General features: G+C 41.2%; 21 protein-coding genes. 6 read left to right on the top strand and 15 right to left on the bottom strand.

Annotation, left to right across the window (positions count from 1 at the left end):
- The first annotated feature begins 18 nt into the window (after positions 1-18).
- Entirely contained in the window at positions 19-303 is a 285-nt protein-coding gene (locus ACT3S4_RS13455; RefSeq protein ID WP_444761240.1) for a putative quinol monooxygenase, read from the top strand.
- Between the two features lie 137 nt (positions 304-440).
- Here ACT3S4_RS13455 and ACT3S4_RS13460 read toward each other — a convergent pair whose 3' ends face one another.
- The 6 genes from ACT3S4_RS13460 to ACT3S4_RS13485 form a co-directional block, all read right to left on the bottom strand.
- A complete protein-coding gene (locus ACT3S4_RS13460) occupies positions 441-1,031 on the bottom strand; it encodes a recombinase family protein (protein WP_444761229.1) in 591 nt (196 codons plus the stop codon).
- Positions 1,032-1,286: 255 nt separating this feature from the next.
- Positions 1,287-4,367, bottom strand: a complete 3,081-nt coding sequence (locus ACT3S4_RS13465; protein WP_444761230.1) for a TrlF family AAA-like ATPase — start codon at positions 4,365-4,367, stop codon at positions 1,287-1,289.
- A 79-nt stretch (positions 4,368-4,446) separates the two neighbouring features.
- On the bottom strand, positions 4,447-7,548 hold the full coding sequence (locus ACT3S4_RS13470; protein ID WP_444761231.1) for an HsdR family type I site-specific deoxyribonuclease: 3,102 nt from the start codon (positions 7,546-7,548) through the stop codon (positions 4,447-4,449).
- Positions 7,541-8,659, bottom strand: coding sequence for a restriction endonuclease subunit S (locus ACT3S4_RS13475; protein WP_444761232.1), 1,119 nt, complete (start codon positions 8,657-8,659; stop codon positions 7,541-7,543). Before ACT3S4_RS13475 ends, ACT3S4_RS13470 begins: the two co-directional genes overlap by 8 nt.
- Positions 8,656-10,197: a type I restriction-modification system subunit M gene (locus tag ACT3S4_RS13480; RefSeq protein ID WP_444761233.1), complete on the bottom strand. Its 1,542-nt coding sequence runs from the start codon at positions 10,195-10,197 to the stop codon at positions 8,656-8,658. Before ACT3S4_RS13480 ends, ACT3S4_RS13475 begins: the two co-directional genes overlap by 4 nt.
- A 66-nt stretch (positions 10,198-10,263) precedes the next feature.
- Complete coding sequence (locus tag ACT3S4_RS13485) at positions 10,264-10,737, bottom strand: hypothetical protein (protein WP_444761235.1); 474 nt, start codon at positions 10,735-10,737, stop codon at positions 10,264-10,266.
- Positions 10,738-11,025: 288 nt separating this feature from the next.
- Here ACT3S4_RS13485 and ACT3S4_RS13490 point away from each other — a divergent pair, with 288 nt between their 5' ends.
- Both ACT3S4_RS13490 and ACT3S4_RS13495 read left to right on the top strand, forming a co-directional pair.
- Positions 11,026-13,137, top strand: coding sequence for a MobA/MobL family protein (locus ACT3S4_RS13490; protein WP_444761236.1), 2,112 nt, complete (start codon positions 11,026-11,028; stop codon positions 13,135-13,137).
- 381 nt (positions 13,138-13,518) lie between these two features.
- Complete coding sequence (locus tag ACT3S4_RS13495) at positions 13,519-14,781, top strand: replication initiation protein (protein WP_444761237.1); 1,263 nt, start codon at positions 13,519-13,521, stop codon at positions 14,779-14,781.
- A 94-nt stretch (positions 14,782-14,875) separates the two neighbouring features.
- Here the strand turns inward: ACT3S4_RS13495 and ACT3S4_RS13500 are convergent, their stop codons facing one another.
- Positions 14,876-15,382, bottom strand: a complete 507-nt coding sequence (locus ACT3S4_RS13500; protein WP_444761238.1) for a plasmid replication DNA-binding protein — start codon at positions 15,380-15,382, stop codon at positions 14,876-14,878.
- 276 nt (positions 15,383-15,658) lie between these two features.
- On the opposite strand from ACT3S4_RS13500, the gene ACT3S4_RS13505 reads away from it, so the two are divergent.
- Positions 15,659-16,603, top strand: coding sequence for a DNA-binding protein (locus ACT3S4_RS13505; RefSeq protein WP_444761239.1), 945 nt, complete (start codon positions 15,659-15,661; stop codon positions 16,601-16,603).
- A gap of 398 nt (positions 16,604-17,001) precedes the next feature.
- Here the strand turns inward: ACT3S4_RS13505 and ACT3S4_RS13510 are convergent, their stop codons facing one another.
- From ACT3S4_RS13510 to msrA, 7 genes are read right to left on the bottom strand one after another with little or no spacing between them, the layout of a single operon-like run.
- Positions 17,002-17,664, bottom strand: a complete 663-nt coding sequence (locus ACT3S4_RS13510; RefSeq protein WP_001281573.1) for a peptide-methionine (S)-S-oxide reductase MsrA — start codon at positions 17,662-17,664, stop codon at positions 17,002-17,004.
- A gap of 9 nt (positions 17,665-17,673) precedes the next feature.
- Positions 17,674-18,948 carry an acetyl-CoA C-acetyltransferase gene (locus ACT3S4_RS13515; RefSeq protein WP_000857678.1) on the bottom strand — a complete coding sequence of 425 codons (1,275 nt, stop codon included), beginning with the start codon at positions 18,946-18,948 and terminating at the stop codon, positions 17,674-17,676.
- Entirely contained in the window at positions 18,945-19,253 is a 309-nt protein-coding gene (locus ACT3S4_RS13520) for an antibiotic biosynthesis monooxygenase family protein (protein ID WP_002122973.1), read from the bottom strand. The genes ACT3S4_RS13515 and ACT3S4_RS13520 overlap by 4 nt, the downstream gene beginning before the upstream one ends.
- Positions 19,254-19,303: 50 nt before the next feature.
- Positions 19,304-19,561 (bottom strand): glutaredoxin family protein, encoded by a 258-nt coding sequence (locus tag ACT3S4_RS13525; RefSeq protein ID WP_029747652.1) that lies wholly within the window; start codon positions 19,559-19,561, stop codon positions 19,304-19,306.
- 9 nt (positions 19,562-19,570) lie between these two features.
- Positions 19,571-20,011 (bottom strand): peptide-methionine (R)-S-oxide reductase MsrB, encoded by a 441-nt coding sequence (gene msrB / locus ACT3S4_RS13530; RefSeq protein ID WP_000483554.1) that lies wholly within the window; start codon positions 20,009-20,011, stop codon positions 19,571-19,573.
- Positions 20,012-20,042: 31 nt separating this feature from the next.
- On the bottom strand, positions 20,043-20,303 hold the full coding sequence (locus ACT3S4_RS13535; protein WP_001076938.1) for a glutaredoxin: 261 nt from the start codon (positions 20,301-20,303) through the stop codon (positions 20,043-20,045).
- Positions 20,304-20,306: 3 nt separating this feature from the next.
- On the bottom strand, positions 20,307-20,795 hold the full coding sequence (msrA, locus tag ACT3S4_RS13540) for a peptide-methionine (S)-S-oxide reductase MsrA (RefSeq protein ID WP_000762837.1): 489 nt from the start codon (positions 20,793-20,795) through the stop codon (positions 20,307-20,309).
- A 397-nt stretch (positions 20,796-21,192) separates the two neighbouring features.
- On the opposite strand from msrA, the gene ACT3S4_RS13545 reads away from it, so the two are divergent.
- Complete coding sequence (locus ACT3S4_RS13545; RefSeq protein WP_002123001.1) at positions 21,193-22,128, top strand: AraC family transcriptional regulator; 936 nt, start codon at positions 21,193-21,195, stop codon at positions 22,126-22,128.
- Between the two features lie 2 nt (positions 22,129-22,130).
- Positions 22,131-22,871, top strand: a complete 741-nt coding sequence (locus ACT3S4_RS13550) for a hypothetical protein (RefSeq protein ID WP_044425107.1) — start codon at positions 22,131-22,133, stop codon at positions 22,869-22,871.
- A 186-nt stretch (positions 22,872-23,057) separates the two neighbouring features.
- Here the strand turns inward: ACT3S4_RS13550 and ACT3S4_RS13555 are convergent, their stop codons facing one another.
- On the bottom strand, positions 23,058-23,273 hold the full coding sequence (locus tag ACT3S4_RS13555; RefSeq protein WP_218690701.1) for a hypothetical protein: 216 nt from the start codon (positions 23,271-23,273) through the stop codon (positions 23,058-23,060).
- Positions 23,274-23,407 lie beyond the last annotated feature (134 nt).

Raw genomic sequence — 23,407 nt, forward strand, 5'->3', positions numbered from 1 at the left:
CAAATTCAAGGTGAAATAATGACTATTTCAGTAATTGCGAACTTTAAGGCAAAATCAGATCAAAAAGAGAGGTTAGAAGCGCTTTTAAAAAGTGTGATAGAGCCTACGCTTAACGAAGAAGGATGTTTGAAATATGAGCTTTATATTAGCGAAAATGACTCGAGTAGATATTTCTTCTTAGAAGAATGGCGTAGCAGGGAGGATTTAGATATCCATATAGCGTCTGATTATATTCAAAGTTTATTTGGTAATATCCAATCGCTAATTGAATCAAATGATATTGTAGAAATCAAAAAAATATAGCTGTATTCGGACGTTATGATGAAGTATTCTTCAAATTAACATAGAGACTTAGAAAGCTAACATAAAAATGGGAGCTCTAAGCTCCTATTTTTTGAGTGAACCGTACCGGGTTTGGAGACCCTCCGACATAGTGTCGTCTAGCCCTGCTTTAACACCCGATAAACCGTAGCTACCCCAACACCAACCGCCTTAGCGATCTCCTCTTTTGTCATATTGCCTTGACTGTCTAATTCTAAGATACGTTTATGCTTTGCTATATTAGGCTTCTTACCTGAGGGCTTATAACTACTTCTAGCTAAACCCTGTTTGATCCGCTCTCTACGCTTGTCGTTATCCAGCTTTGCCATCGTAGCTAATAAGTCTATGAGCATGTTATTTACTACGTTGAGAATTTCGCCAGTCATACCAACGTTGATTGTATGAGTAGTGGGTAGGTCTGCTACTACTAGCCTTAACCCTTTGTCTTTAATTCTTTGCTTTAAAATAGCAAAGTCATCCTGGGATAATCTACTCAATCTATCTACACTCTCAACAAGCAATATATCGTCTTGATTAGCATCATCAAGCAATTTAGTAAGCGATGGTCTATCTAACTTAGTACCACTGTAATTTTCAACATACTCAGCATGGTCATCTTCATAGCTTTTACTAAAGCTAATCAACTCAGACAAGGCTCTCTTAGCATCTTGGTCTTTAGTGCTCGCTCTTACATAAATTCTGACTGTCATAGCATTATCCTATCGTTTAGACTTGTAATTTAGCGTTTAAGGATAATACTATCGTTTAATATGTAAAACAAGACTAATGATAGGTTGAGTTATTATTTAATAATTTTACTGTTAAGGTATAGGCTAATGATAGGCTGACTAAGATGGTTTTACCACCTTAGTCAATTCTAGGTAGGTTGCTAGCTCTATGATTGATTTAGATAAGCGGTTTTTCTGAGGTATAGTCATAAAACAGGTATACGATAGTATAATACCCTACATATATTTTATTTTTCGGTTGTCAAAAGCTATCATAGTTCCTTCTAATACATCGACAGCTTTAGTATTAATAATACTGCACTCTATAGCACCCGAAATATAACTAATATTATTACTATCTGAACGAGAAAATTCGCAGTGAATGATCTGCTCTGCATCACAAACTACTGCTAAATTAGGGTTGTGAGTAACCATAATTATTTGTCTTTTCTGTTTTGCTTCTGTTAATACAGGAACGAGTAGGCTGACTATTGTTTCATTGTCTAAATTCTCTTCTGGCTGATCTAGAATGATAGGGTTACTGTCTTTATCAACTAGTAGATAGAAGATCAGAAGTAAGGCGCCTCTTTGCCCTGGTGAAAGCTGTTCTATTTGTGCATCCTGAAACATAAGAGTATATTGAGGTTTTAGATACTCTAGCCCAAATATGAAATCATAAACTTCGGTAGCACTACGGTCTTTTTTTAGTGACGATTGTATACCTGGTAATTTTGAAGCTTCTTCAAGCTTCTGATGCAATTCTTGGACGAAATTTATAAGAGAAGATTTCTTGCTTATATCATATTTTTCCATTAGTTCTCTTATCACAGATAAGCTTTCACTCTCTCCCCTAAATTCACCAGCAGTTTGTTTTACCATCAAAAATAATCTATCGTAGATAGTATCGGGATTACTTTTTATTTCTGCTTGAAATTGTAATTTGTACTCATTACGGATCAGAGCGTTACTTTGAATTAACTCTTGAACAGGCTTAAAAAGAGCTTCCCTACTAATGCGTTGCTCATTTAATATATCAAAAATCTGTCCAGTTATTTCGATTCTCTGTGTATGCAAATCATCTCTTTCAACTGGCAATTGATCCCATTGTTCGAGCTGATACTCTAACCCTTCTACTGTATCCGGCAAGTCTCTTGAACCAACAATTCCAGCTTGCTTTTCTTCCCAAGAACTTAATAACTCTAAATACTGTTGATAAGCTTTCTGTGGTCCATTCAACATAGTGTTCAAAGAGTTTCGTCTTAATATCAAAGCGTTTTTATTAATGCCGAGAGTTTCGTTATTAGCTTTAATAGCCGCAATTTGAGTAGAAGTTTCGTTATCAATTTCTGATAACACTTGCTCTTCTATTTTCAGTGATATGAATCTGTCTAGATCTATAGCTAAAGTTACAGCGTTAACTGAGTTATCACTTTTGAATTGAGAAATAGATCGTTCAACAACCTCGACTCCCTCTCTAATATCCAAACAAGCTTTTCTCTTTAAAGCAAATCTAGTTAACTCTCCTTTATTTTCTTCTTGTTTAGCAGAAATTTCTTCTATTTGTTTGTGTATATTGGCTAACTCTTCAGTGATTCTCTGTTGTTCAGCAGATGTTTCGGTAGTTGGCTCACAGACTTCCTTAGGTTGAACTTTCATATGCTCTTCAAGTAGTCTTTTCTTTTGAGCTAAATGTTCGTAAATCGCTTTACGATTTACATCTGACATTTGTCCTTCTACATATGCTAGCTGGCGATTGAGCTTATGTAACAGGCTTCTTAAACTATCAAAATGACTTCTTAGTGAACTTTCTTGTTGTTCAATAAGCTGTTTGAAGTTATGAGCACCTAGCCTAGTGGCTTCATCAGCATGTGAGAAAATAACAGCTCTTAGTTCTTCTTCAAAAGAATTAGATTTGCCCTCGACATGATCGTTGCAAAGCTCTTCGAAGTGTCCTTGCGGTATATATTTAACAAACTCAACACTTTCAGCTTCTGGATCAACATTCAGGTTTTTATCTAAAACTTGCTCATCACCCCACGTCAATTTTGCGGTGAAATGTTTTGCTGGCACCCCTAGTTTGCCTCTAAAACGGTTTTTCTTTAAAAAGGAAAAATGATGACTTTGTTTTGAGTTACCTACTAATGCAATAATATCTGCTAAAGCACTCTTCCCACTCCCTTTGTTGCCAATAATAGCCACTAAATCGTGGCTTAAAGTTAATTCAGTATTCTCCAACCATCGCTCATTGAATATTGACGGTTGAACCTTTGATACTTCGAGTTTATCTATAAATATACTTCTATTTTCTTTAATCAGCTGTAGTTTTGGGGGAATTGTTCCAATAAAGGAGCGTTTTGCTGGTTCTTTTATTGCCTGTTGTAAGCCCTGAAAAGTAGGATTAGCTTTTATCCAAGTAGCTTTTCCCCCTGGATAATCCCCGTATCCACGTTTATCATCATTTCCTTCAACACCAATAAATCGATGTGCATCACTACCTGAAACAGCGAGCCTTGGGGTATTATTTAAAGCAATTTGAAAGTCATCAAACCATTTTTCATTCTGAGAGTTTTTAATACCCGAGAAAGCTGCCCAATAACTAATGTTTCTAGTCTCGAATATTGGCGAAGATTTAAACAGCCCTAAAACATATATGTAATGAGCATTACGCTCTATACCTGTTAGACCATCACTAGTGTCGAAAGGCATAAATCCTATTGCCTGTTTGTCTTTCACCTTTGTTATAGCTTCTTTATAACTATCACAGTTCAATTCTGCCATTTTTGAACCAGCTTCTAGAGCATATTCATCATTTTCTGCAACCTTATCAGAAGCAATTCCATGGTGTTTTAATTTATCGGCAGTAACTGAACGAGCGTAATCAACAAGAGCTGCGTTAGATAGATTTCTAACACCGTTTCCTGGAAACTCTAGTTTTAGATTAGATTTAAAGTCTATTAGCTCTTGATTAGTAATTTGATCAGAAAAAATAACATGTGCGTTTAACCTACCTTTCAAAGGTGACATTAGACGTAACTCTATGCCAGGAAAAACAGTCTTTTCTAATTTTGGAGCATCATCCTGAGATAGCCGATGCTTTAAAGCAAACCATCCATCAAAAGTCCAATAGTCCATAATTGCAAATACTGCTGGTTCAGCTGAGTTGAGTGCATGAATCATCTGATCAACTAGTGGTGCATTTTTAGGATCGCAAGGATTACTATTAAACTTCTGTCCCGTCCAATGAAACGATGCTGGCGTATGTATATGCAGATCCCATTTTCGCCATTCAGATCCATTAGGGTATTCACTATTAATCATTAATAATTCCTATTTTTCAATGAACTACCTAGAATTCTCGGTAAACATGATTTATTTACAACGCATTCTATTAATTTAACTAAACCTTCCCACCCACGCCTTTAAACTTCTCAACAAAGGCAGCAATTTTCTGCAGAACGCTTTGCTTCTTGGTTAAGTATTGCGGATTGAGTGGACTCAGTTTAGGTAAGATAGCATTCAGCTCCGTACCGTTCTCACTGGCGTACTCACGCTTTAAAGAAGCAGCGATATAACGCTTAGCTGCATCTTCGTTAAGGCTTTCAGCAGCAATCATATCTTTGACTTCACGTTGCTGTTCTACCTGAGCATAGCTAAAGAATGCGTCAATGATGCTAGATTTATCAGGAATGGCATCCAAGTTGGTTTGGTTGATAAAATCTACCACTAGGCTCTCTTTGGCACGGTTGCCAAGGCTTGCCCGAATCAAACGTCGCACTTCCTCGACTAAGGCAGACTTATCCTTAGTGTTTTTATTATGCTCAAAAATTAGCTCAAGGATATAATCAAGATTGATCTCTTGTGATTTAAGCAAATCGACTTCAAAAACCACATCATCCCAATCAATGGAAGACTCTCCCTGCTGGTCGGCTGCGTTTTCACGACGAAGCCAATCGCGTATGTCGTTATAGGTTGAACGGTAATCTTGTACCGTACGTTCAGCAGGCACTTTAATGGCTTGCATAGCGGCTAAGTCATCGTCGTTTAGGTAATGCTCATCCTTAAACGTCTCAACAGCGTCAGCATCGGTCACATCCAATTCTTGCAGTGCTTTTAGACTTGCAAACTCATCATAGTTTTGTAAGATGTTTTCGACACGCAAATACTCACCGAATAACTTGGCAAAGTCTTTCTTGTCAGACTCTTTCACAATCTCATCAGGATTAGGGAAGCGTTGTTGCAGCTCTTTGACCACTTCCAAATAACCACGGCGCGCTTTACCTGTGGCGATATCGGTAAAGCCTTCTAAATATTCTTTATAGCTCTTCTCTAGCACTACGTTTTTGGTGTTTCTATCACCGAACAAAGTGATGGCATCAATAGTCGCTTTCTCTAGGTCTCGAAAGGTCACGATGTTGCCAAAGGTCTTCGTGGCATCATAGATACGGTTGGTACGTGAGAACGCTTGCATTAAGCCGTGATAGCGTAGGTTCTTATCCACGAATAAGGTGTTCAAGGTAGGGGCATCAAAACCTGTTAAGAACATACCAACGACAACCAGTAAGTCCACTTCCTGCTTGATGACACGCTCAGCAAGGTCGCGGTAGTAGTTCTGGAAGGATTTGCTGTCTACGCCATAATTGGTTTTAAACATCGCGTTATAGTCGCCAATAGCACTGCTTAAAAACTCTTTGGCACTGCTGTTCATGGCAGTAGGTTCAAAGCCTTCATCAGGGATGTCTCCCAAGGCATCTTGTTCTTCATTAGCAGCAAAAGAGAAGATGGTGGCGATCTTTAACGGTTTGTCGCTGTCCTTTTGCAAGTGGTTCAAAGTTTCATAGTAAGCCTTAGCAGCGTCTACACTACTGACAGCAAACATCGCGTTAAAGCCTTTACCACCAGACTTTAGACGATGGGTTTTTTGCCGATAGTGCGTTAACACATACTGTGAGATCTCATTGATACGATCAGGGTGCAATAACAGCTGTTTGTTCTCTGCTGCGGTAAGCTTCGTTTCATCCTGCTCGCTTTCAATACCGCTAAACTGGGGTCGTACATCGTTGTAATCGACTTTAAACTTCAATACCTTTTCATCACGAATGGCATCAGTGATGACGTAGGAATGCAGCTCATGACCGAACACTCCGGCAGTAGTCTCAGCACCTAATGCATTCTCTACAAAGATGGGTGTTCCGGTAAAGCCAAACTGGTAGAACTTTTTAAACTTCTTCTTCAGGTTCTTCTGCGCTTCACCAAACTGGCTACGATGTGCTTCATCAAAGATAAACACAACCTGTTTACCGTAGATGGGCAAATCGCTGTCACCTTTGATTAGGTTATTCAGTTTTTGAATGGTGGTAACAACAATTTTATTATCGTCTTTCTCAAGGTTGAGCTTTAGCCCTGCGGTACTATCTGAACCGTTTACGCTCTCAGGGGAGAAGCGCTGGTACTCTTTCATGGTTTGGTAATCAAGATCCTTACGGTCTACCACAAAAAATACTTTATCAATAAATGGTAGCTCAGTGGCCAAGCGTGCCGCTTTAAAGCTGGTTAAGGTCTTTCCTGAGCCTGTGGTATGCCAGATAAAGCCACCACTCTCAAGGGTGCTCCAATTTTTGGCTTGATAGGCGCTGTTGATCTTCCACAAAATGCGTTCAGTCGCCGCTATCTGATAGGGGCGCATCACCAATGAGGTATCGCTCACATCAAAAACGGTGTAATGCATCAGCACGTTTAGCAGGGTGTTTTTTTGGAAGAAAGTAGCGGTAAAGTCTTTTAGATCTTTGATTAAGGTGTTGTCTGATCTTGCCCAATTCATGGTGAAATCAAAGCTGTTTCTATTGCGCTTGGTGGTATTGGCAAAGTAGCGGGTGTCAGTACCGTTTGAGATCACAAACAGCTGTATGTATTTATAGAGGGAGTTGTCAGAGTTAAAGCTCTCTTTGCTATAACGATGCACTTGATTAAAGGCTTCGCGGATAGCAACGCCACGCTTTTTCAGCTCAATTTGCACCAAGGGCAAGCCATTGACCAAAATAGTAACATCGTAGCGATTGGCCTGTGTGCCTTTTTGAGCAAACTGTTTAATGACCTGTACTTTGTTACGTGGGATGTTTTTTTTGTCCAGCAGGGCAATGTTCTGCAGGTGCCCATCATCAAAGGTAAAATCATAGATATGATCATCATGAATCTTTCGAGCTTTGTCCGTGATGTTATCACTAGGATTATCAAGATATTCCATAACAAAACGCTGCCACTCAGCATCTGTAAACTGCACCTCATTTAAGGTCTGCAGCTGTACACGTACGTTAGCGAGCATCGTTTCAGGCGAGTTTAAACTAGGGACAAACTCATATCCCTGGTTTTGTAAGTCTTTGAGTAGTTCACGCTCTAGATCATCTTCAGTCTGATATCCCCCATCAGGCTGATCGCACTTGGTATATTTATTTAAAACGATAAAATTATTCGATTCAGCAATGGTTTTTGTTTGGTCAGTCATGAGCTACTACCTCAGGCTTAGGGAAGCTTAACAGCAGGTCACGGTAATACTCATATTGCTGCTGACGTAGCTCTATTTCACGCGGGAGGCCTTCGGTTAGAGATGTGGTTAAGGCGTCGAATTTATCGAGAATAGAGACGATGCGCTCTTGTTCAACAATAGAAGGTACTGGAATCCCTATAGCATTTAGAATTGCTTGAGTTAGACTAGGTCTACCTGAGCCTGTATCTAATTTCATTAAATCAATGGTTTTCATATAATAATAAAAGAACTTCGGCAAGATTTGCTCAGTATCAATCTCAGTATAATAAATAGTGTCAACATTCCAGAAAGGAGTCTCAACGTAAAATATATTTGTAATAGATCCTTTTCTAGGGATTAGTACTGTAGGCTTATCATAAGCATACGTATCAACATAAGTCATAACACCACCTGAACCATAAACAGGTATATCGCCGTTACCTAGATTTTTCCAATCCTTACCGTTTTTGATATTTACTACATCTCCCAATCTTTTGTACTGAATTTGATTATTATCAAACGTCAGCAACTGCTCACGATAGTACGCATACTGCTGCTGACGTGCTGTAAGTTCTGCTGTAAGTTCTGCTGTAAGTTCTGCTGTAAGTTCTGTAAATGTGTCTAAAATTCGGACGATTTCGGCTTGGACGTTAAGGGGTGGGATAGGAATTTGAAAGACTTCCATTTGCTTTTTGGAGACCGCTGGAATACCTCCTTTTTGCTGATTTCCAATTAACTTATTCTCTGCGTTTTTCAAAAAATAAAAAACATAAGTCCAGTTTATTTCTGCTGAATTTTTGACTCCAACAGAGTAACAACTATTTCCTGCCCAGTATGGCTGAGATATTCGATTTACAAACCCTGCATTTGCTCCTCTAGCGCTTACAATTATCTTATTACCAGTATTGTTATATTTTTCATAATAGCCTGTTGGAGAGATTCCTCCATTATAGACTGGGTATTTTGCACTCGAATCTTGATTGTTTTTATGAACAAAATCTCCAATAGTAATTGTCGCAATATCACTAAGTGACTTCCACTCAACCTCAACCCCATCAAGTAGCTTCTCCATATAACTTAACTGACTCATGCCTCAATCTCCGCAACGATTTTATCGATATCAGCACGAAGCTTATCAATCTTAGCGACTGTCGTTTCAAGTTCGCTATTTAAAGTTTTAATATCAATAACCTCACGCGTATCTTCTGCCTCTACGTAAGCACTTACCGATAAGTTATAGTCATTTTTAGCAATAGCGCTGTTATCAACGCTTGCAGACAAATAATCCGTATCTTCTTTAGTATCAAACAACGTCATGATCTGCTTGATATGCGCATCGGTTAGCACATTGGTATTGGTCTCTGACTTAAACAGCTTACTGGCATCAATAAACTGCGTCTTACCCTCTGTCTTGTGCTTTGATAAAACTAGTATGTTGACCGATATAGTTGTACCAAAGAATAAGTTGGGTGCTAAGGAGATCACCGTCTCTACATAGTTATTATCTACCAAATACTGACGGATCTTCTGTTCAGCACCGCCGCGATAAAAGATACCAGGGAAGCAGACAATGGCGGCGCGGCCCTTACTAGATAAGTAATTTAATGCATGAAGCACAAAAGCAAAGTCCGCCTTTGATTTAGGGGCTAATACCCCCGCTGGCGCAAAACGCTCATCATTAATTAACGTCGGATCATCACTACCAATCCACTTCACTGAATACGGCGGATTCGAGACAATCGCATCAAAGGGTCTATCCTCCCCAAAATGCGGATCTAGCAGCGTGTTACCAAGCTTGATATTAAATTTGTCATAGTTCACGTTATGTAAAAACATATTCATACGTGCAAGGTTATAGGTGGTGTGGTTAATCTCTTGACCAAAAAACCCCTCTTCAATGATGTGATTATCAAAGTGCTTTTTAGCTTGCAGCAATAAAGAGCCCGAACCTGCAGCTGGATCGTAGATTTTGTTAACTGTCTCTTGTTTATGCATCGCAATTTGAGCAATCAGTTTAGACACGCTTTGGGGTGTGAAGAACTCACCGCCTGATTTACCCGCATTGGCCGCATAGTTTGAGATCAGATACTCATAAGCATCGCCAAATAGATCAATCTCACTGTCCTCAAACTGATGCAGCTTAAGGCCAGCTACCCCTTTAAGTACCGCAGCTAGACGAGTGTTTTTATCGGCGACCGTATTACCTAATCGGTTACTGGTGGTATCAAAATCAGCAAACAGACCCTTAATATCAGGCTCAGACGGGTAGCCATTGGCCGAGCTTTCAATCTCTTTAAAAATAGCCGCCAAATCTGTATTTAAGTTCTCATTTCTATGCGCATTGGCCGCCACGTTAGCAAACAACTGACTGGGATATATAAAATAACCCTTAGTCTTAATCGCATCGTCTTTAATATCAGCAGTAATCACCTCATCCAAAAGAGCGGCATAATTAACGCTCTCATCCCCCGCCTCAATATAATTGGCAAAGTTCTCACTGATAAAGCGGTAGAACAAAGTCCCCAACACATACTGTTTAAAATCCCATCCATCGACTGAGCCACGAACCTCGTTTGCAATTTGCCAAATTTGTCGATGCAGTTCCGCACGTTGTTGGGTACTTGTCATGATGAAAAATCCTGTAAAAAAATAAGAGACTAAAACTTACGCACATTGTGCCTAACTAAAAATACATTATCCACGATAACCGTCATCATGGGGAGGAAATGCATCAACCTGCTGATCTGAGAATAACTCACGGATGTCATTATCCGTATATTCCGTATCATCAGGTTGCTTATGTTGTCCATGCTCCTGATCAGCTGGCTGATCATTAGCTTTAGACGACTCTTTATCTAGGCCTATATCACCACCCAAGCTTTTCACCATACTTGCAAACAACTCTTTATCTGACTTTCTGGTTAAAAACTCTGGAAAGTTTTTCGCAAAGTAGTTTTGAATAAATTTTTCATCCTCACTCTCTCCTGCTAACACCTGTCCTAAAAAAGCGCCCATCAATATTTTTTGTTTGTTTAATCGCTTATCAAGCTTCACTTGCTGCAGCTTAGCTTTACGCTTTAACTCCTCTAAGCGTTGGCGCTCTCTTAAATCATTTGCAGCCTGATCATCAAATATAGATTCAGGTGTTTTATTATTAGTAATCGACATAGCCTCTCTCCTTATAAATAATATATCATCAACCCTAGCAAGGACTGCGCCATCATTCAATCAATTATGATATGCTTTAACACAACAGCATCAGACACCTTAGTTATATTATTTTAGCATTTGATGGTGGTGTCCCCCTGACTAAGGGCGAAGTAACGACTCAAAATTTAATCTATCCACTTCGTTACTATTCTTAATTTTGAATCCTTCTTCGTTGGGGAAACCCCAAACCCCGCACACCACGAAAAGCGGTGGTGTGCAAAAAGCAAAAATAGCAGGTGACTCTTTATGACAATGGTACACATTGCGACAAAGGCGATTTCTCGAAAAGCAGGACAGTCGGCAGTGGCGTCGGCGGCCTATCGTGCTGGCGATGTGCTTGATGATGCCAAATATGGCAAGACCCATGACTATAGTAAAAAGTCTGGGGTGATGAGTAGCGATATCGTTTTGCCGTTTTCATTAAGAGCGCTAGGTGTGAGTGTGGATCGGGAGACGCTTTGGAATACCGCTGAAGCGGCAGAGACACGTTCGGACAGTCGGGTGGCGCGTGAGTGGCTGATTAATTTGCCGTATGAGTTAGACGAGTATGATCGGCATCAGCTGGCCATAAACTTTGCCCAAAAGCTTTGCGACGATATGGATGTGATTGCGGATGTGTGTATCCATCGTCCGGTGATGAAATTGCCTTTTGATCCTAATGTACCGCCAAGCTCTAAGTATTTGCGTGAGGGTGAGGAGAACCCTGATCCCCGTAATTTTCACGCGCATATTTTAGTCACTACTCGAGCGCCTACCATTGGACCAAATAAAACCTTGGCATTTGATCCAAAGCTTAAGACCCCGTTTGAGTGGTCCAATAAAAAACGTAAGGCGCATGATCTGCCGTCATCGATGCAGGAGATTAAGCGTATTCGTGAGATGTGGGTAGATACCGCCAATAAGGTGTTGGCCGAATATCATTTACCGCTGATGGATGCACGCAGTTATAAGGATCAGGGGCTTGATCAGCAGCCCACCATTAAAATGGGGGTAGAGGCGACGGCCATGGAGCGTCGAGGCATCACGACCGAAAAAGGTAATACCAACCGCGCCATCAAAGCACGCAACAAATTGGTGGCTGAGAACCATATCAAACAGGAGGCAGACAATGAGCGACGAATTAGCGCACTTAGAAAAGGACTTGCTTGGGCAACTGAGAAAAATGCAAGACTACCTGGATGCATTGGAGACACAAAACAACGAGCTGATTTTGCAAAACAACTCTCTGGAAGCTCAGAACCTCACATTACGTACTGCACAGAACAAAATAATAGAACGGCAATTCGAGTTGACGACACAAAACGATGCGTTGAAGAGGCAAAATCAGGCATTGCTTGGGCAGCTAAACGATGCGAAAACCTACCAAAGCGATGTGATGACACAAAACAAAGAATTAATGGCACAAAACAAGCAATTGAGGGAATCACTGAAGCTATCAGAAAGTCAGATATTGAAATTAACAAAGCAACTGAGCGAAGTGCAAGACCAGCCCCCAACCCCTTCGATGACGCAGCACGACGAGCAAGAGCTGCTCGACTTGATCAGCAGCAAAGACGAATTGATAGAGAAACTAGAAGAGCAACTTATGAAGATAAGAGAAGATCTGAACGTGCTGAACAGCTTAAGCTAATACTTGCTCATAAATTACTCACGGCCACCCAACCCGATAATTGTTTGAGACCTGGCTGGAATGAGGACCCTAATGATTACCCTGATAAATATGACTATAGACAAATTGAGGTGATTAAAGAATTTGTGACATCGCTTAATCTTCAAAGTAAGAATTTTAGAGACAATTGGATAGCGGTTAAAAACAAGATTGATGAGCGCTTTATTGCCAACAACAAGGAGATTATCTACCTGGTTAATCATCCTAAGCAGGAGCGTGAGCAGTATAACGAGCGATTAACGGCATGGTTTGAATTTAAAGAAGATATTGACCAAAAAAGAGCCGATTTCAACCAAAGCATTATTCCTAAATTAGGCGGTAGCGCCGGAGAGGTAGGTAGGATGACCCGAGATATTATCTCATCATTTGACTACATTCGAGGGTTAGATCAGTTTATTTCTGATGACAAACAAACCATAGAGGCCAGAGAATTAGCTAAATCTCATAGATCAGATACGCTAAATAGAACTTGCCAACAATTTAAGTATGCCTACTCTGATGTGGCCAAACTGCCTAGTGGTCAGCGAGAGAGTTATATAAACGCTCTAAATTCGACCATAGAGATGTTTAAAAATATTTATGGTAGTCAGTTACCAGATGAACAAAACAAAGCCATAGAGGCCGGTTTACGTGCATTTAATAACGATTTACAACGATCTCATAGGCCTTCAAGAGGGTTTAGTCGATAAAACACCTTTGGCTAAGAGAAATATGAGTGAATTTTAGATCCAGATAATCATCATAACCTTTGGTTATTTGAGGGTTTTTCTTGTTGTTTTTTTTATTTTAAAACAAAAAATTTCCTTTCTTTATTTTTAAATACTTTTTAAATACTTTTGTCCTTTTTGGGAAAATCGCTATAGCCTTTTAACATCAAGCTTTTGAAGCGAAAAAAAATTTTCAAAGGTGGAGGTTTAGGCGGTCAAAGGTGGAGGTTTAGGCGGTCAAAGGTGGAGGTTTAGGCGGTCAAAGGTGGAGGTTTAGGCGGTATTAGTGGAAAAATTATTTGATTTTTCCACTAATACTGTTTATTATTCACTGCAAATATTAATACAGTGAAATATTGTGATATGGATAAAAATGAGATGTCGCAGTTCCAAAATGATCTGCGAGAAGTTGTAGGCACGTCTTATACGGTCAAAGTAGATAAGAATTTAAGTAAACAAGAGCGCGATGAACTTACCGCTCATGTGAGAAGGACGATAGGCGATAGTAATGCCACCATCCTTATTGTTGAACCTTTTTTAGAACCGAAGTTTGATTTTAATTTTGATTTAATTACTCCAAATGCAAAAGAAATTAAACCAACAGAGGGTGGCAGTGAAGCAGAGGTTAAGCGCACAGTAATTTATGGCGATAAATGGCTGGTGATGCAAAACCGTTTATTAAATGCCATTTCAAATTTGGACTTGAATGAGCGTCGTCTGATTATGTTCTTATCGCCATTAGTGCGTAAGCATGTAGAAAGTGCTCCTGATGCCAGAAAAAGAGTGTTTACAGTTAATGCTCTAGAATTCGCCAATGAATATAACTTAGGGAAAAAAAGTATTTATCGTACCCTCGCAGATATTGCTGATAGCATGCTGCACAAGGCGTTCTTTTTTTGGAATTTTGAGGGTAATGAACGAACGCATAGAACAGGGGTTTCGTGGCTTGTTGAGTGTGAATATAAGGAAAACGAAGGTCACTTAGAAATCATATTGGCCGATACGGTGATTGAGATGCTATCAGTATTCGACCGTGAAAACCCGTTTACGAAATGGGAGCGGCATTGGATTATTAACCTAGGCAGTTATGGCATGGTTTTATTCGAGCTGATTGCAAGCTGCATGTTCCAAAATCACAAAAAAAAGACGTATACGATTGAATATTTACGTGAAAAATTTAATTGTCTTGATAGCTATAGCAGAAATATTGATTTCAAACGTTATGTATTAGATACAGCCATTAGTGATATTCATGCCCACACCCCTTACCGTATCAGCTACACTCAAAAGAAAAAGGGACGGGCTATAAGTGAAATTGTATTTAGTTTTCAAGATACAAGTGAAAAAGCGGTAAAAGATTCAAAAGGTAAAAATAAGGGCTTAGAGCGCGACCCTAATACGGCTGATATGTTCACCAATTATACTGACAAGCAACTGGCAAGAGCAGTGCATAGTAAGAAATTTATGGCAGACTATAATGGCATGGTGTCAGCTCAAAACTCTGCTAATCAATCAAGTAGCGCTTGGATCAGTCATATGGTTGAATGGGTTAAAAAAGATCCTAAACGCTTTACCAAACGTCCTATGCAAGAGTATTTGGACGATGAACAAGCGCCTAGATTCTGAATTGGCCACGGCGTACTTTGCAAGGAACGGTCAAATTTTATGTAAGTGTTTCTTCAAGCCAAATGACAGTTACACAGAATCTATTAAACCTTCGTCAAAAGAACCACCGTTTTTTCTTCTTAGCCGTCACGACGATTGAATCGTCTCTTTTTTCTTGCTCTTGTTCAAGTGGCGGCTCATCGCTTATTTCAGCTTGCTTAAACTCTAGCAGTCTCACTTGTGCGAAATCCTGGATACTGGCGTTGGCTTTATCCAACGTTTTGTTCAACTGTCCTATCTGCTGCTGATAATTTTCAATTAACTTTTTTTGATCGCTTACCTGTTGGCTGAGGTGTTCATTCTTGAGCTTTTCAAGCGCTAATTGGTGTTCAATGTCCGTATTGTACTGGACACTTTGACTGTTCAGAGGTGTACTTTGGACAGTGTTCACTGAACGTTCAGTACGTTTTTTAGTGACAGGCTCACCAAACACTCGGATCATCTCTGAGGTATCAATTTTCTTGTCAGCGGTTCTGGAAAGCTCACCATCATTGATCTTCTGATAGATAGTGGTTCTTGACACCCCCCACTGTTTCGCTGCTTTTGTCACCGATATGTTCATTGCTCACCTAGTGTTCAAGTACGTTTTTAGCCCCTGTACAGTGTAACTGTTCAGAACGTTCAGTGAGTAACTATCGCACCAACCTTGCCGCTTGGCAAATACTAATGCTCTATCCGTGTCTGCGGCCAACTATCAACTCAATACATTAAAAAACACCTCAAATCACCTGAGGTATTTTTGTATTCTATATTGTAGTATGTTGTATATTGTATTATACTACATACAATATCATACAAACATTACATATCTACTTATATAAAATTAAGGACAATGACTATGGCACTCACTATTCAACAGGTTCATAACACTGCTGATCAACTGCAAGGGCAAGGTATCAAGCCCACTCTAGCCGAAGTGCGTAAGGCGCTTGGCGGGGGTTCATTTACAACGATTAGTGAAGCCATGAAGTCTTGGCGTCATGACAACCAAGAAGAAGCGCAGCTAAGACAGGTTGAGCTGCCCAGTGGTATCACTGAGCGCTTACAAACACTGGGTGCGGATATGTGGCAGACAGCCGTTGATATCGCTAATGATCGATTGGTTAAAGATCGTGAGGCCTTAGAGAGCATTAAGGCCAAGGCGCAAGCTGAGACAGACGAGGCGCAAGAGGCGGTTAAGACCTTAGAAGGTGAGCAGGCTGATTTGTTGGTGCAACTAGACGAGGTAACGGCCACTGCAGAGACAAAAGCTAAAGCGGCTGAACAGGCGACAGCTGAACGTGATAGGTTTAAGCAGATCTTGGCCGATACTCAGCACCAGTTGGAGCTTGAACGAGCTAAAACAGATGCCGCTCAGGGGCAGCTTTCGGATTTGCGCAACAGCTTTGATCAGCAAGCAAAAGAGCTTAACCTCAATATATCGAGAGTGGCCACGCTTGAGGCTAACGCTGCTAGTGATAAAGCCGAGGTTGCCCGTTTGAGTGCAGAACTTGAAGCGGCTAAGACAGAGTTAAAAGCAGTCACTACTGAGCGCAATGAGATTGCAACCGCTACTGCAGAGGTTAAAGGAGAGCTTAAGGCGATTACTGCTGAGCGTGATAAGCTATCAGGACTGAATGATCAGCTGATGCAACAGCAAGCGACACTAAACACAGATCACCAGCTGCTACTTAAGCAGTATGAGACGATATCGACCAGCTATAGCGCTGAGCAAGAAAAGACTGGCGAACTAATAATAAAGATTGAGAAGATGCAAGCAGCGTTGGATAAAGACTTGGATTAAAAGTAGACGTTGAGTTGTAGATAGCCTCGCTATTTCAGGGAGAGTTTTTAAAGTAAGTAAATATTGACCCAAGCCTTTCCCAAACTCTGTGTAACTTCTTATACCCTATTAGCAAATAGAAGTTACACAAAATCCAGGATGGGCTCCACTATCAGTGTTCATATTGATTATTGAATGGGATCATAGACTATTGAGCATAGATAGTTTTCAGTAGGAACGAGACCATCCCAGATTCTGTGTAACTGACGTTTAGATTAAATACTTACACAAAATTTAGGAAGGTCTCGGGTAATGCGACTTACACAGATTTTTTATGCTCTCTTGGACTCCATGTGAAGGAGATCGTCACATTCTTTACATATAGAAAATAGAGTTCTTTAGCCAGCTGCAATTTCAGATTAACCGATTCGGTAAGCTTTCTGCATTTCCGGAGACAACTTTTTTAGCCAGCTTGAGAGACTGAAGCCTTTTCTATCGGTACTATTTAATTTAGTAAAATACAGATGTTCATCCCAGCGAGGACCGAAATCTACTTCTGCAAGACTTACAAGCTGTTTGTTTCTGCGAAGACGATGCTTTTGATGGTAATCTTCGGCGGGCCAAAAATAACCATTTTGTTCTCCGGCCTCAATCACCTCGGGAGATTTCTCCTTTCCAATCGCTTGAATCAGTTCTTCAGCTACTTGTTTTTGCTCCAGATCAAAAACAAAAAGTATCTGGCGATACTGGCCCTGCTTTCTACCATGAACAGACCATGATTCAAAACTTCCAAGAAGTTCCCTGTAGCTGATTTGGTCTTTATCGTAGATCACTCTGACGACTTCGGCGTGTCCGTTGATGTTGCGGTAACTCGGATCCAGAGTTGATGCTCCAGCGTAGCCAACACGTGTTTGCACTACTCCCTGCGTCCCTCCAAAATTAGAATCCGGTCCCCAAAAGCAACCCATGCCGAAAACCGTTTGACTAAGCTTCCCGATTTTCAATGCTTCTTCGATTGCTTCAGGGGTTGCAAATTCATAGCTTTCAACACCGTCTTCTTTATTCATTTTTAGATCCGACATATTTTTCTCCTAACTTTCAAGAATTGTAGCCACTCCCATTCCTCCCGCCGTGCAAACGACGATAAGGCCACGTTTTCCAGGACCAGCTGAGTGCAGTATCTTTGCTAAAACTCCGACGATCTTAGCGCCAGTAGCCGCAAACGGATGCCCAAGGGCAATGCTACTTCCACGGACATTTAGCTTCGAGCGGTCAATTTTTCCGAGAGGCTCAGAACGTCCCAAGCGTGTTTTGCAGTATTCAGCAGACTCCCACGCCTTCATCGTGCAGAGCACTTGTCCAGCGAACGCCTCGTGAATTTCATAAAAATCAAAATCCTGAAGCTTTAAGCCGTTTCGCTTCAATAATTCACTGACCGCCACAGTTGGAGCCATGAGCAAACCTTCGCCAGCGACGTAATCCACGGCAGAAGTATGAGAATCCACAATCTTGGCCAACAGCGGCCAATTATTCTTTTTAGCCTCTTCTTCGGAAGCCAAAAGAACGGTGGATGAGCCATCTGTGAGCGAGCTTGAATTTCCCGCCGTCAAAGTCCCTTTTTCTGATTTATCAAAAACAGGTTTTAACTTCGACAATTTTTCCAAAGTTGTATCAGCACGCAAAATTCCATCGGTCTTATTTCCTTGGAATGGAAAGACGAGATCATCATAAAACCCATCTTTATATGCTTGAGCTGCATTTCTGTGACTTGCCAGCGCTAACTCATCTTGCTCTTGGCGAGAAATATTCCACTCTTTAACCATGAGTTCGCAATGCTCACCCATTGATTTTCCGGTGCGTGGCTCAACCACTGCGGGCAACACTGGCTTTAGATCGCTAGGTTTAATTCCTAAAATGATTTTTACTTTCTCACCAAGCGTTCTGGCAGAATTCAACGCAATCAATTTTCTTGCGAAAGTTCGACTAACCATAATGGGCAAATCGCTGTTGCTATCAACACCGCCCGCAATGCCACTTTCAATTTGGTGGCTAGAAATTTTGTGAGCAATCTGAATCGTATTTTCCAAGCTCGTTCCGCAAGCACGTTGCACGTTATATGCCGGAGTGTTTGGATGCAAACCGGAGGATTGAACGACTTCACGAGCCAAATTCCAGTTAGCCGAGCTGTGCATGACAGCTCCTAAGGCTACATCGCCCACAGTTTTTCCTTCCAAGTTATATCTATCAACTAAACTCTTTAGGCTCGCCGTCATTAGTTCTTCACTTGAGACGTCTCGATATGCGGTCATAGATTTCATAAATGGAATCCGAGCTCCACCTACGATATAAACGTTTCTCGTTTTCATAATTTCACCTCCGGCTTTGTGTGCCGTTCAAAAACTTCTCCGACCTTCACGTCGTACGATTCAAAAATGTAGTCTTTGCCAAGCATCTTGGCTTTTTTGTGTTCGGGATGCTTATCCCAAGCATCGAAAGCTTCTCTGGTAAGGAACTCGACAATTAGAACATCTTCACCGTTAGGAGAAGAAAACCGCTCATGGCTTCCGTAACCAGGAATGGCTTCGACAAGCGCGGACATCTCGGCGTATCTTCTTTCAAACTCCCCACCGTGCTCCTTGGCAACACGACTGCGGAAAACTGCTATAATCATTGATCTGACTCCTTACTAAGCTAATTACAATCCTCAAAAAAAAGATCTCGTTATTTCATCGAAGCTTCCAACCACTTGTCGAGATCCTTGAACTTGGGGTTTCTCAGCTTCTTTGTCCCAACCAGTATTGTCGGGAAATTTAACTTTCCAGTAGTATAAAGGGATCGCAGTTCATCAGCTGCCGCGTCGTCTTCGTGAACATCTAAAAAATCAAACTCGATTCCTTTTTCTTTCAAGTACGACTGGTAAATCTTGGTTTTGTGGCAGTCCTTATGACCGAACAGCTTAATCCCCACGACCCCCTCCATTTTCTAAAATTACTCTACAAACTTCAACGACTCCGAGTTGATGCAGAATCGAGCCCCAGAGGGCTCAGGACCATCTGGAAAAACGTGCCCTAAGTGGGCTTCGCACACATTGCATAGCACTTCGATTCTTCGTCCGTAAGTCGTGTCCAGTTCATATTGAATTACGTTGTCGGCGACGGGCTCAGAAAAACTCGGCCAACCTGTTCCCGAATCAAACTTAACGTTCGAATCAAACAGTTCAGTGTCGCAGCCCGCGCAGGCATACCGTCCTGCCTCATAAAATGAACAGAGTTCCCCAGTGTGAGGGCGCTCGGTGCCTTTCTTCCGCATGACATTAAATTGAGCGGGCGTCAGAATTTTTTTCCACTCTTCCTCGCTCTTTTCTACTTTTCTAGGAGGAGCGGGAGTGCCGTTATCGAGATAGTTGTTAATGCTTTCCCAGTTGAACATAAATTTGCTCCTTTATTTTTGGGTTTGTTCTTTAGCTATCAATCCACGCGAAGAAGTCAGTCGCGCTACCAATGAATTTTCCATCCACAAAAACTTGCGGAACAGTTTGAAGGTTGGTTTTTTTCTTCAACTCATCATAAGTCTTGGGATCGTCATCCACGCGAATTTGTTTAAAATCAACTTTTTCAGAAGTTAAGTACTCCTTCACGCGTTTACTAAACGGACAATGGTCTTTTGTGTAGATGACAACGTTCTTAAGTTCTTTCATTTTTTCCTCTTTCGTTTGATTCATGGTTTAATCTCTCTCAAAATGGCACGTGTACCCGTGGGGATTCTTCTTCAAATAGTTTTGGTGATACTCCTCAGCGTCATAAAACTCTTTTTCCAAGGCTACCGTCGTGACCACGGGATTCTCGAAGCGACCGATCTCATTGACCTCATCAATCACGTTTTCGATAATCGCTTTCTGTGCATCGTCACGATAGAACGCTGCCGAGCGATACGAAGTGCCAACATCATTTCCTTGGCGATTCTTCGTAGTCGGATCATGGATTTTGAAAAAGTAATGTAGAATCTCTTCGAGAGATATTTCGTCTTGGTCGTATTCCACGCGAACCGCTTCGGCGTGCCCCGTTTTCCCTGTTATAATATCGGCGTAGGTAGGATCATCAAAATCTCCGCCAGAGTAGCCCACCTTCGTTGACGTCACACCGTCCAGACTCCTAAGGAGGTCTTCGAGACCCCAAAAACACCCTCCGGCAACGATCACATAATCTAGTTTCATAAAGCCTCCTTAGTTTTCATCCACTTACTGATTAGACTGACTTTACAGCATGTAAATTGACATACTCCCGCCACTTTCGACAAACTCAAGTGTGGGATTCTAAAAGCGTTAGCTCTTAGGTGACATCCTCGCGGTGTCACAAGTTTTCTGCTTCAACGGGTGACTTTACTGCATCTACCCTCTACAGACAAAACGGCATGTCCTGCCGTAATATTGATACTAAAGATTGTTCCGAGGGTTTTCAATGGTTGGTTTGTATAAAATTATAATAAATACTAGGCGAAATTCACCACCACCCTAATCTCAGGTGGTGTCCTCTTTCGCGTTTTTGATAGATATAATATGTTCAATAGTTCGTATAACATGACCTATTGGACAGTTTACGTAGGAGCTATATATGGATGTTCTCAGTGAAATTTTAGATAAGGTAGAGCTTACTAGCAGCTACTGGTATAGAACCTCATTTGCGGGAGACTGGGGCATCAGCCTCCCGCAGGAAGAGAATCTAGCGAGATTTCACATCGTGACTCATGGCGAGTTTTGGTATGAGGTGCCAAAACTTAAACTTAAAGCATTGGCGGAGCAGGGCGATATTTTGATCTTTTTCAAAGGGATGGAGCACACCATGGCCAGTGCACCAAAAATCAAGGCCGAGCCTGCGGTCGAATTTAGAGCTAAAGCCAACCTCACCGAAGCTCAAGTTTTGGAATACGGTGATCAGAGCAAGCTCAAAGCCAACGTCGTTTGCGGACATTTTTGTTTTAATGGCGGACCCGATCATCCATTCTTAAATTCGCTGCCAAATGTCGTGCATATCAAGAGTGCTGATAACTCCCACTCGCCTTGGCTTGCCATGCTTTTAAGTATTATAGAGCAGGAAGCAAAATCAGGGCTTCCTGGAAGCAACACGTTAGTCAGAAAGCTGACCGAAATTATCTTCGTGCAAGCGTTAAGAATCCACATGTACAAATCCAATAAAAATGCTGGATTCTTCAAACTGATCGAAAATCCGCAACTCAGCAAAACCTTGGAAGCTATTCATCATAGTCTCGATAAAAAATGGGGTCTTGACGATCTCGCCGGGATTGCGGGGATGTCGCGTACGAACTACAGCGTCAAATTTAAGGAGCTGTCAGGCATGACACCTCTTGATTATTTAACCTATTGTCGGCTTGAAAAAGCAAAGCAGCTGCTTAAAGAATCCGGTAAGTCTGTTCCCGAAGTGAGTGAAGCCATTGGGTATCCGGCACATGAACACTTTCAAAAGTTGTTTAAGAAAAAAATTGGCAAAACTCCTAGCGCGTACAGAAAAGAAAATTCTGAAAAGGTGTAAAAATGAATATCTATAACTCTCCTGTTACCAAAATAGCTTTCTGGGTCATAGTCATTGGTGGTGCGGCTTGCCTGCTTATCCCTTTGTTTGCACCTCTTCTTCCTCTTCACTACTTGAAGGATTATGGCGAAATAGGAGATGCTTTTGGAGGTATTTCGAACCCATTCGTACAGATACTAGGTTCAGTAGTTCTGTTTTTAGCGCTGAAAGCCCAGATTGATGCGAATAGAATCCTTCATCAGCAAATCGAAAAAGAAAACACGAAGGAGCAACTAAGGCACGAGTTAGATCAACTTCACGAACTTTATATGTTCGTCGAAAGAAACATCAAAAATTTTAGTTACGATCAAGAAAAGACCGTTGATGGCAAGACGCAAATGATCCTTCTGTATTCTCGACGTGCGATTAAATGTTTCATTGAGGATCTAGAGAGCTTAGATGTTGATATTCACAAAGATGACGACATTTTAAGGTTCGACGGGGTTAAAGAAATTATGAGCATTTTGAACAGCGTTGACCTATATTTCGACAAAATCAAAGACAGCGAGATTGCACCTTATCATAAGAGTTTTTATAAAACGCTTATGCAGCACGAACTTCTCTTCAGCGTTTTTCCTTATCAAGATCTCGACAATCAAGCGTACCTAAAACAAGAGCATTGCCCAGAGTGTGGTGAATATCATGCAAATTATCCGCCACTGATTTATGACCGGTTACAGAAAATTAAAAAAAGTTTCTCCTGATGTATTATGGATATTTATTCGGTATCGGTCCTACCAAAAAGCTATTTGTAGTATCTCGAGTACGTGCTGTGGTGTAGTAATTCCAATCTTAGAAAACTCAAAGCTTATTCTGAAACTATCGGAATTGTCGGTTGGGTGAGACTTAGTCGCCCCGTAAAGCCTTATCGGGGCGGCAAAGATAACTTTTTATATCACTGCTATTGATGACGTCCTTTGTTTACTAAAGTTGTAAGCCCTTATTCTTTGTTTTAGACCTTCAACCACTCCGGGCTTGTCACTAGGAGAGTCCCCTTGGCTAACCTTAGCCGTCAGATCGTATTCAGCGATTTCTTGAGTCATGCCTTGTTGGCGATGCTGCATATACAGCTCCTCTTGTCGGTGGGTGATATGTTGTCCAGGCACCTTGAACTCCGAACAGAAAACAAGGTACCTATTGTGACACCCAACCGGCCAAGATAATTGTCGTCAACCGGTCATCCTAATTGTCGCCGAACAGTTCCATCTGATTCAGGTTTCTATATGGCCCAGCACTTCCG

The sequence above is a fragment of the Psychrobacter sp. AOP30-A2-5 genome (assembly GCF_052378115.1).
Classification (GTDB): domain Bacteria; phylum Pseudomonadota; class Gammaproteobacteria; order Pseudomonadales; family Moraxellaceae; genus Psychrobacter.

Excerpts from the sequence above, each read along its gene's own strand:
- ACT3S4_RS13455 (WP_444761240.1), top strand. The coding sequence starts at position 19 with ATGACTATTTCAGTAATTGCGAACTTTAAGGCAAAATCAGATCAAAAA.
- ACT3S4_RS13460 (WP_444761229.1), bottom strand. The coding sequence starts at position 1,031 with ATGACAGTCAGAATTTATGTAAGAGCGAGCACTAAAGACCAAGATGCT.
- ACT3S4_RS13465 (WP_444761230.1), bottom strand. The coding sequence starts at position 4,367 with ATGATTAATAGTGAATACCCTAATGGATCTGAATGGCGAAAATGGGAT.
- ACT3S4_RS13470 (WP_444761231.1), bottom strand. The coding sequence starts at position 7,548 with ATGACTGACCAAACAAAAACCATTGCTGAATCGAATAATTTTATCGTT.
- ACT3S4_RS13475 (WP_444761232.1), bottom strand. The coding sequence starts at position 8,659 with ATGAGTCAGTTAAGTTATATGGAGAAGCTACTTGATGGGGTTGAGGTT.
- ACT3S4_RS13480 (WP_444761233.1), bottom strand. The coding sequence starts at position 10,197 with ATGACAAGTACCCAACAACGTGCGGAACTGCATCGACAAATTTGGCAA.
- ACT3S4_RS13485 (WP_444761235.1), bottom strand. The coding sequence starts at position 10,737 with ATGTCGATTACTAATAATAAAACACCTGAATCTATATTTGATGATCAG.
- ACT3S4_RS13490 (WP_444761236.1), top strand. The coding sequence starts at position 11,026 with ATGACAATGGTACACATTGCGACAAAGGCGATTTCTCGAAAAGCAGGA.
- ACT3S4_RS13495 (WP_444761237.1), top strand. The coding sequence starts at position 13,519 with ATGGATAAAAATGAGATGTCGCAGTTCCAAAATGATCTGCGAGAAGTT.
- ACT3S4_RS13500 (WP_444761238.1), bottom strand. The coding sequence starts at position 15,382 with ATGAACATATCGGTGACAAAAGCAGCGAAACAGTGGGGGGTGTCAAGA.
- ACT3S4_RS13505 (WP_444761239.1), top strand. The coding sequence starts at position 15,659 with ATGGCACTCACTATTCAACAGGTTCATAACACTGCTGATCAACTGCAA.
- ACT3S4_RS13510 (WP_001281573.1), bottom strand. The coding sequence starts at position 17,664 with ATGTCGGATCTAAAAATGAATAAAGAAGACGGTGTTGAAAGCTATGAA.
- ACT3S4_RS13515 (WP_000857678.1), bottom strand. The coding sequence starts at position 18,948 with ATGAAAACGAGAAACGTTTATATCGTAGGTGGAGCTCGGATTCCATTT.
- ACT3S4_RS13520 (WP_002122973.1), bottom strand. The coding sequence starts at position 19,253 with ATGATTATAGCAGTTTTCCGCAGTCGTGTTGCCAAGGAGCACGGTGGG.
- ACT3S4_RS13525 (WP_029747652.1), bottom strand. The coding sequence starts at position 19,561 with ATGGAGGGGGTCGTGGGGATTAAGCTGTTCGGTCATAAGGACTGCCAC.
- msrB (WP_000483554.1), bottom strand. The coding sequence starts at position 20,011 with ATGTTCAACTGGGAAAGCATTAACAACTATCTCGATAACGGCACTCCC.
- ACT3S4_RS13535 (WP_001076938.1), bottom strand. The coding sequence starts at position 20,303 with ATGAATCAAACGAAAGAGGAAAAAATGAAAGAACTTAAGAACGTTGTC.
- msrA (WP_000762837.1), bottom strand. The coding sequence starts at position 20,795 with ATGAAACTAGATTATGTGATCGTTGCCGGAGGGTGTTTTTGGGGTCTC.
- ACT3S4_RS13545 (WP_002123001.1), top strand. The coding sequence starts at position 21,193 with ATGGATGTTCTCAGTGAAATTTTAGATAAGGTAGAGCTTACTAGCAGC.
- ACT3S4_RS13550 (WP_044425107.1), top strand. The coding sequence starts at position 22,131 with ATGAATATCTATAACTCTCCTGTTACCAAAATAGCTTTCTGGGTCATA.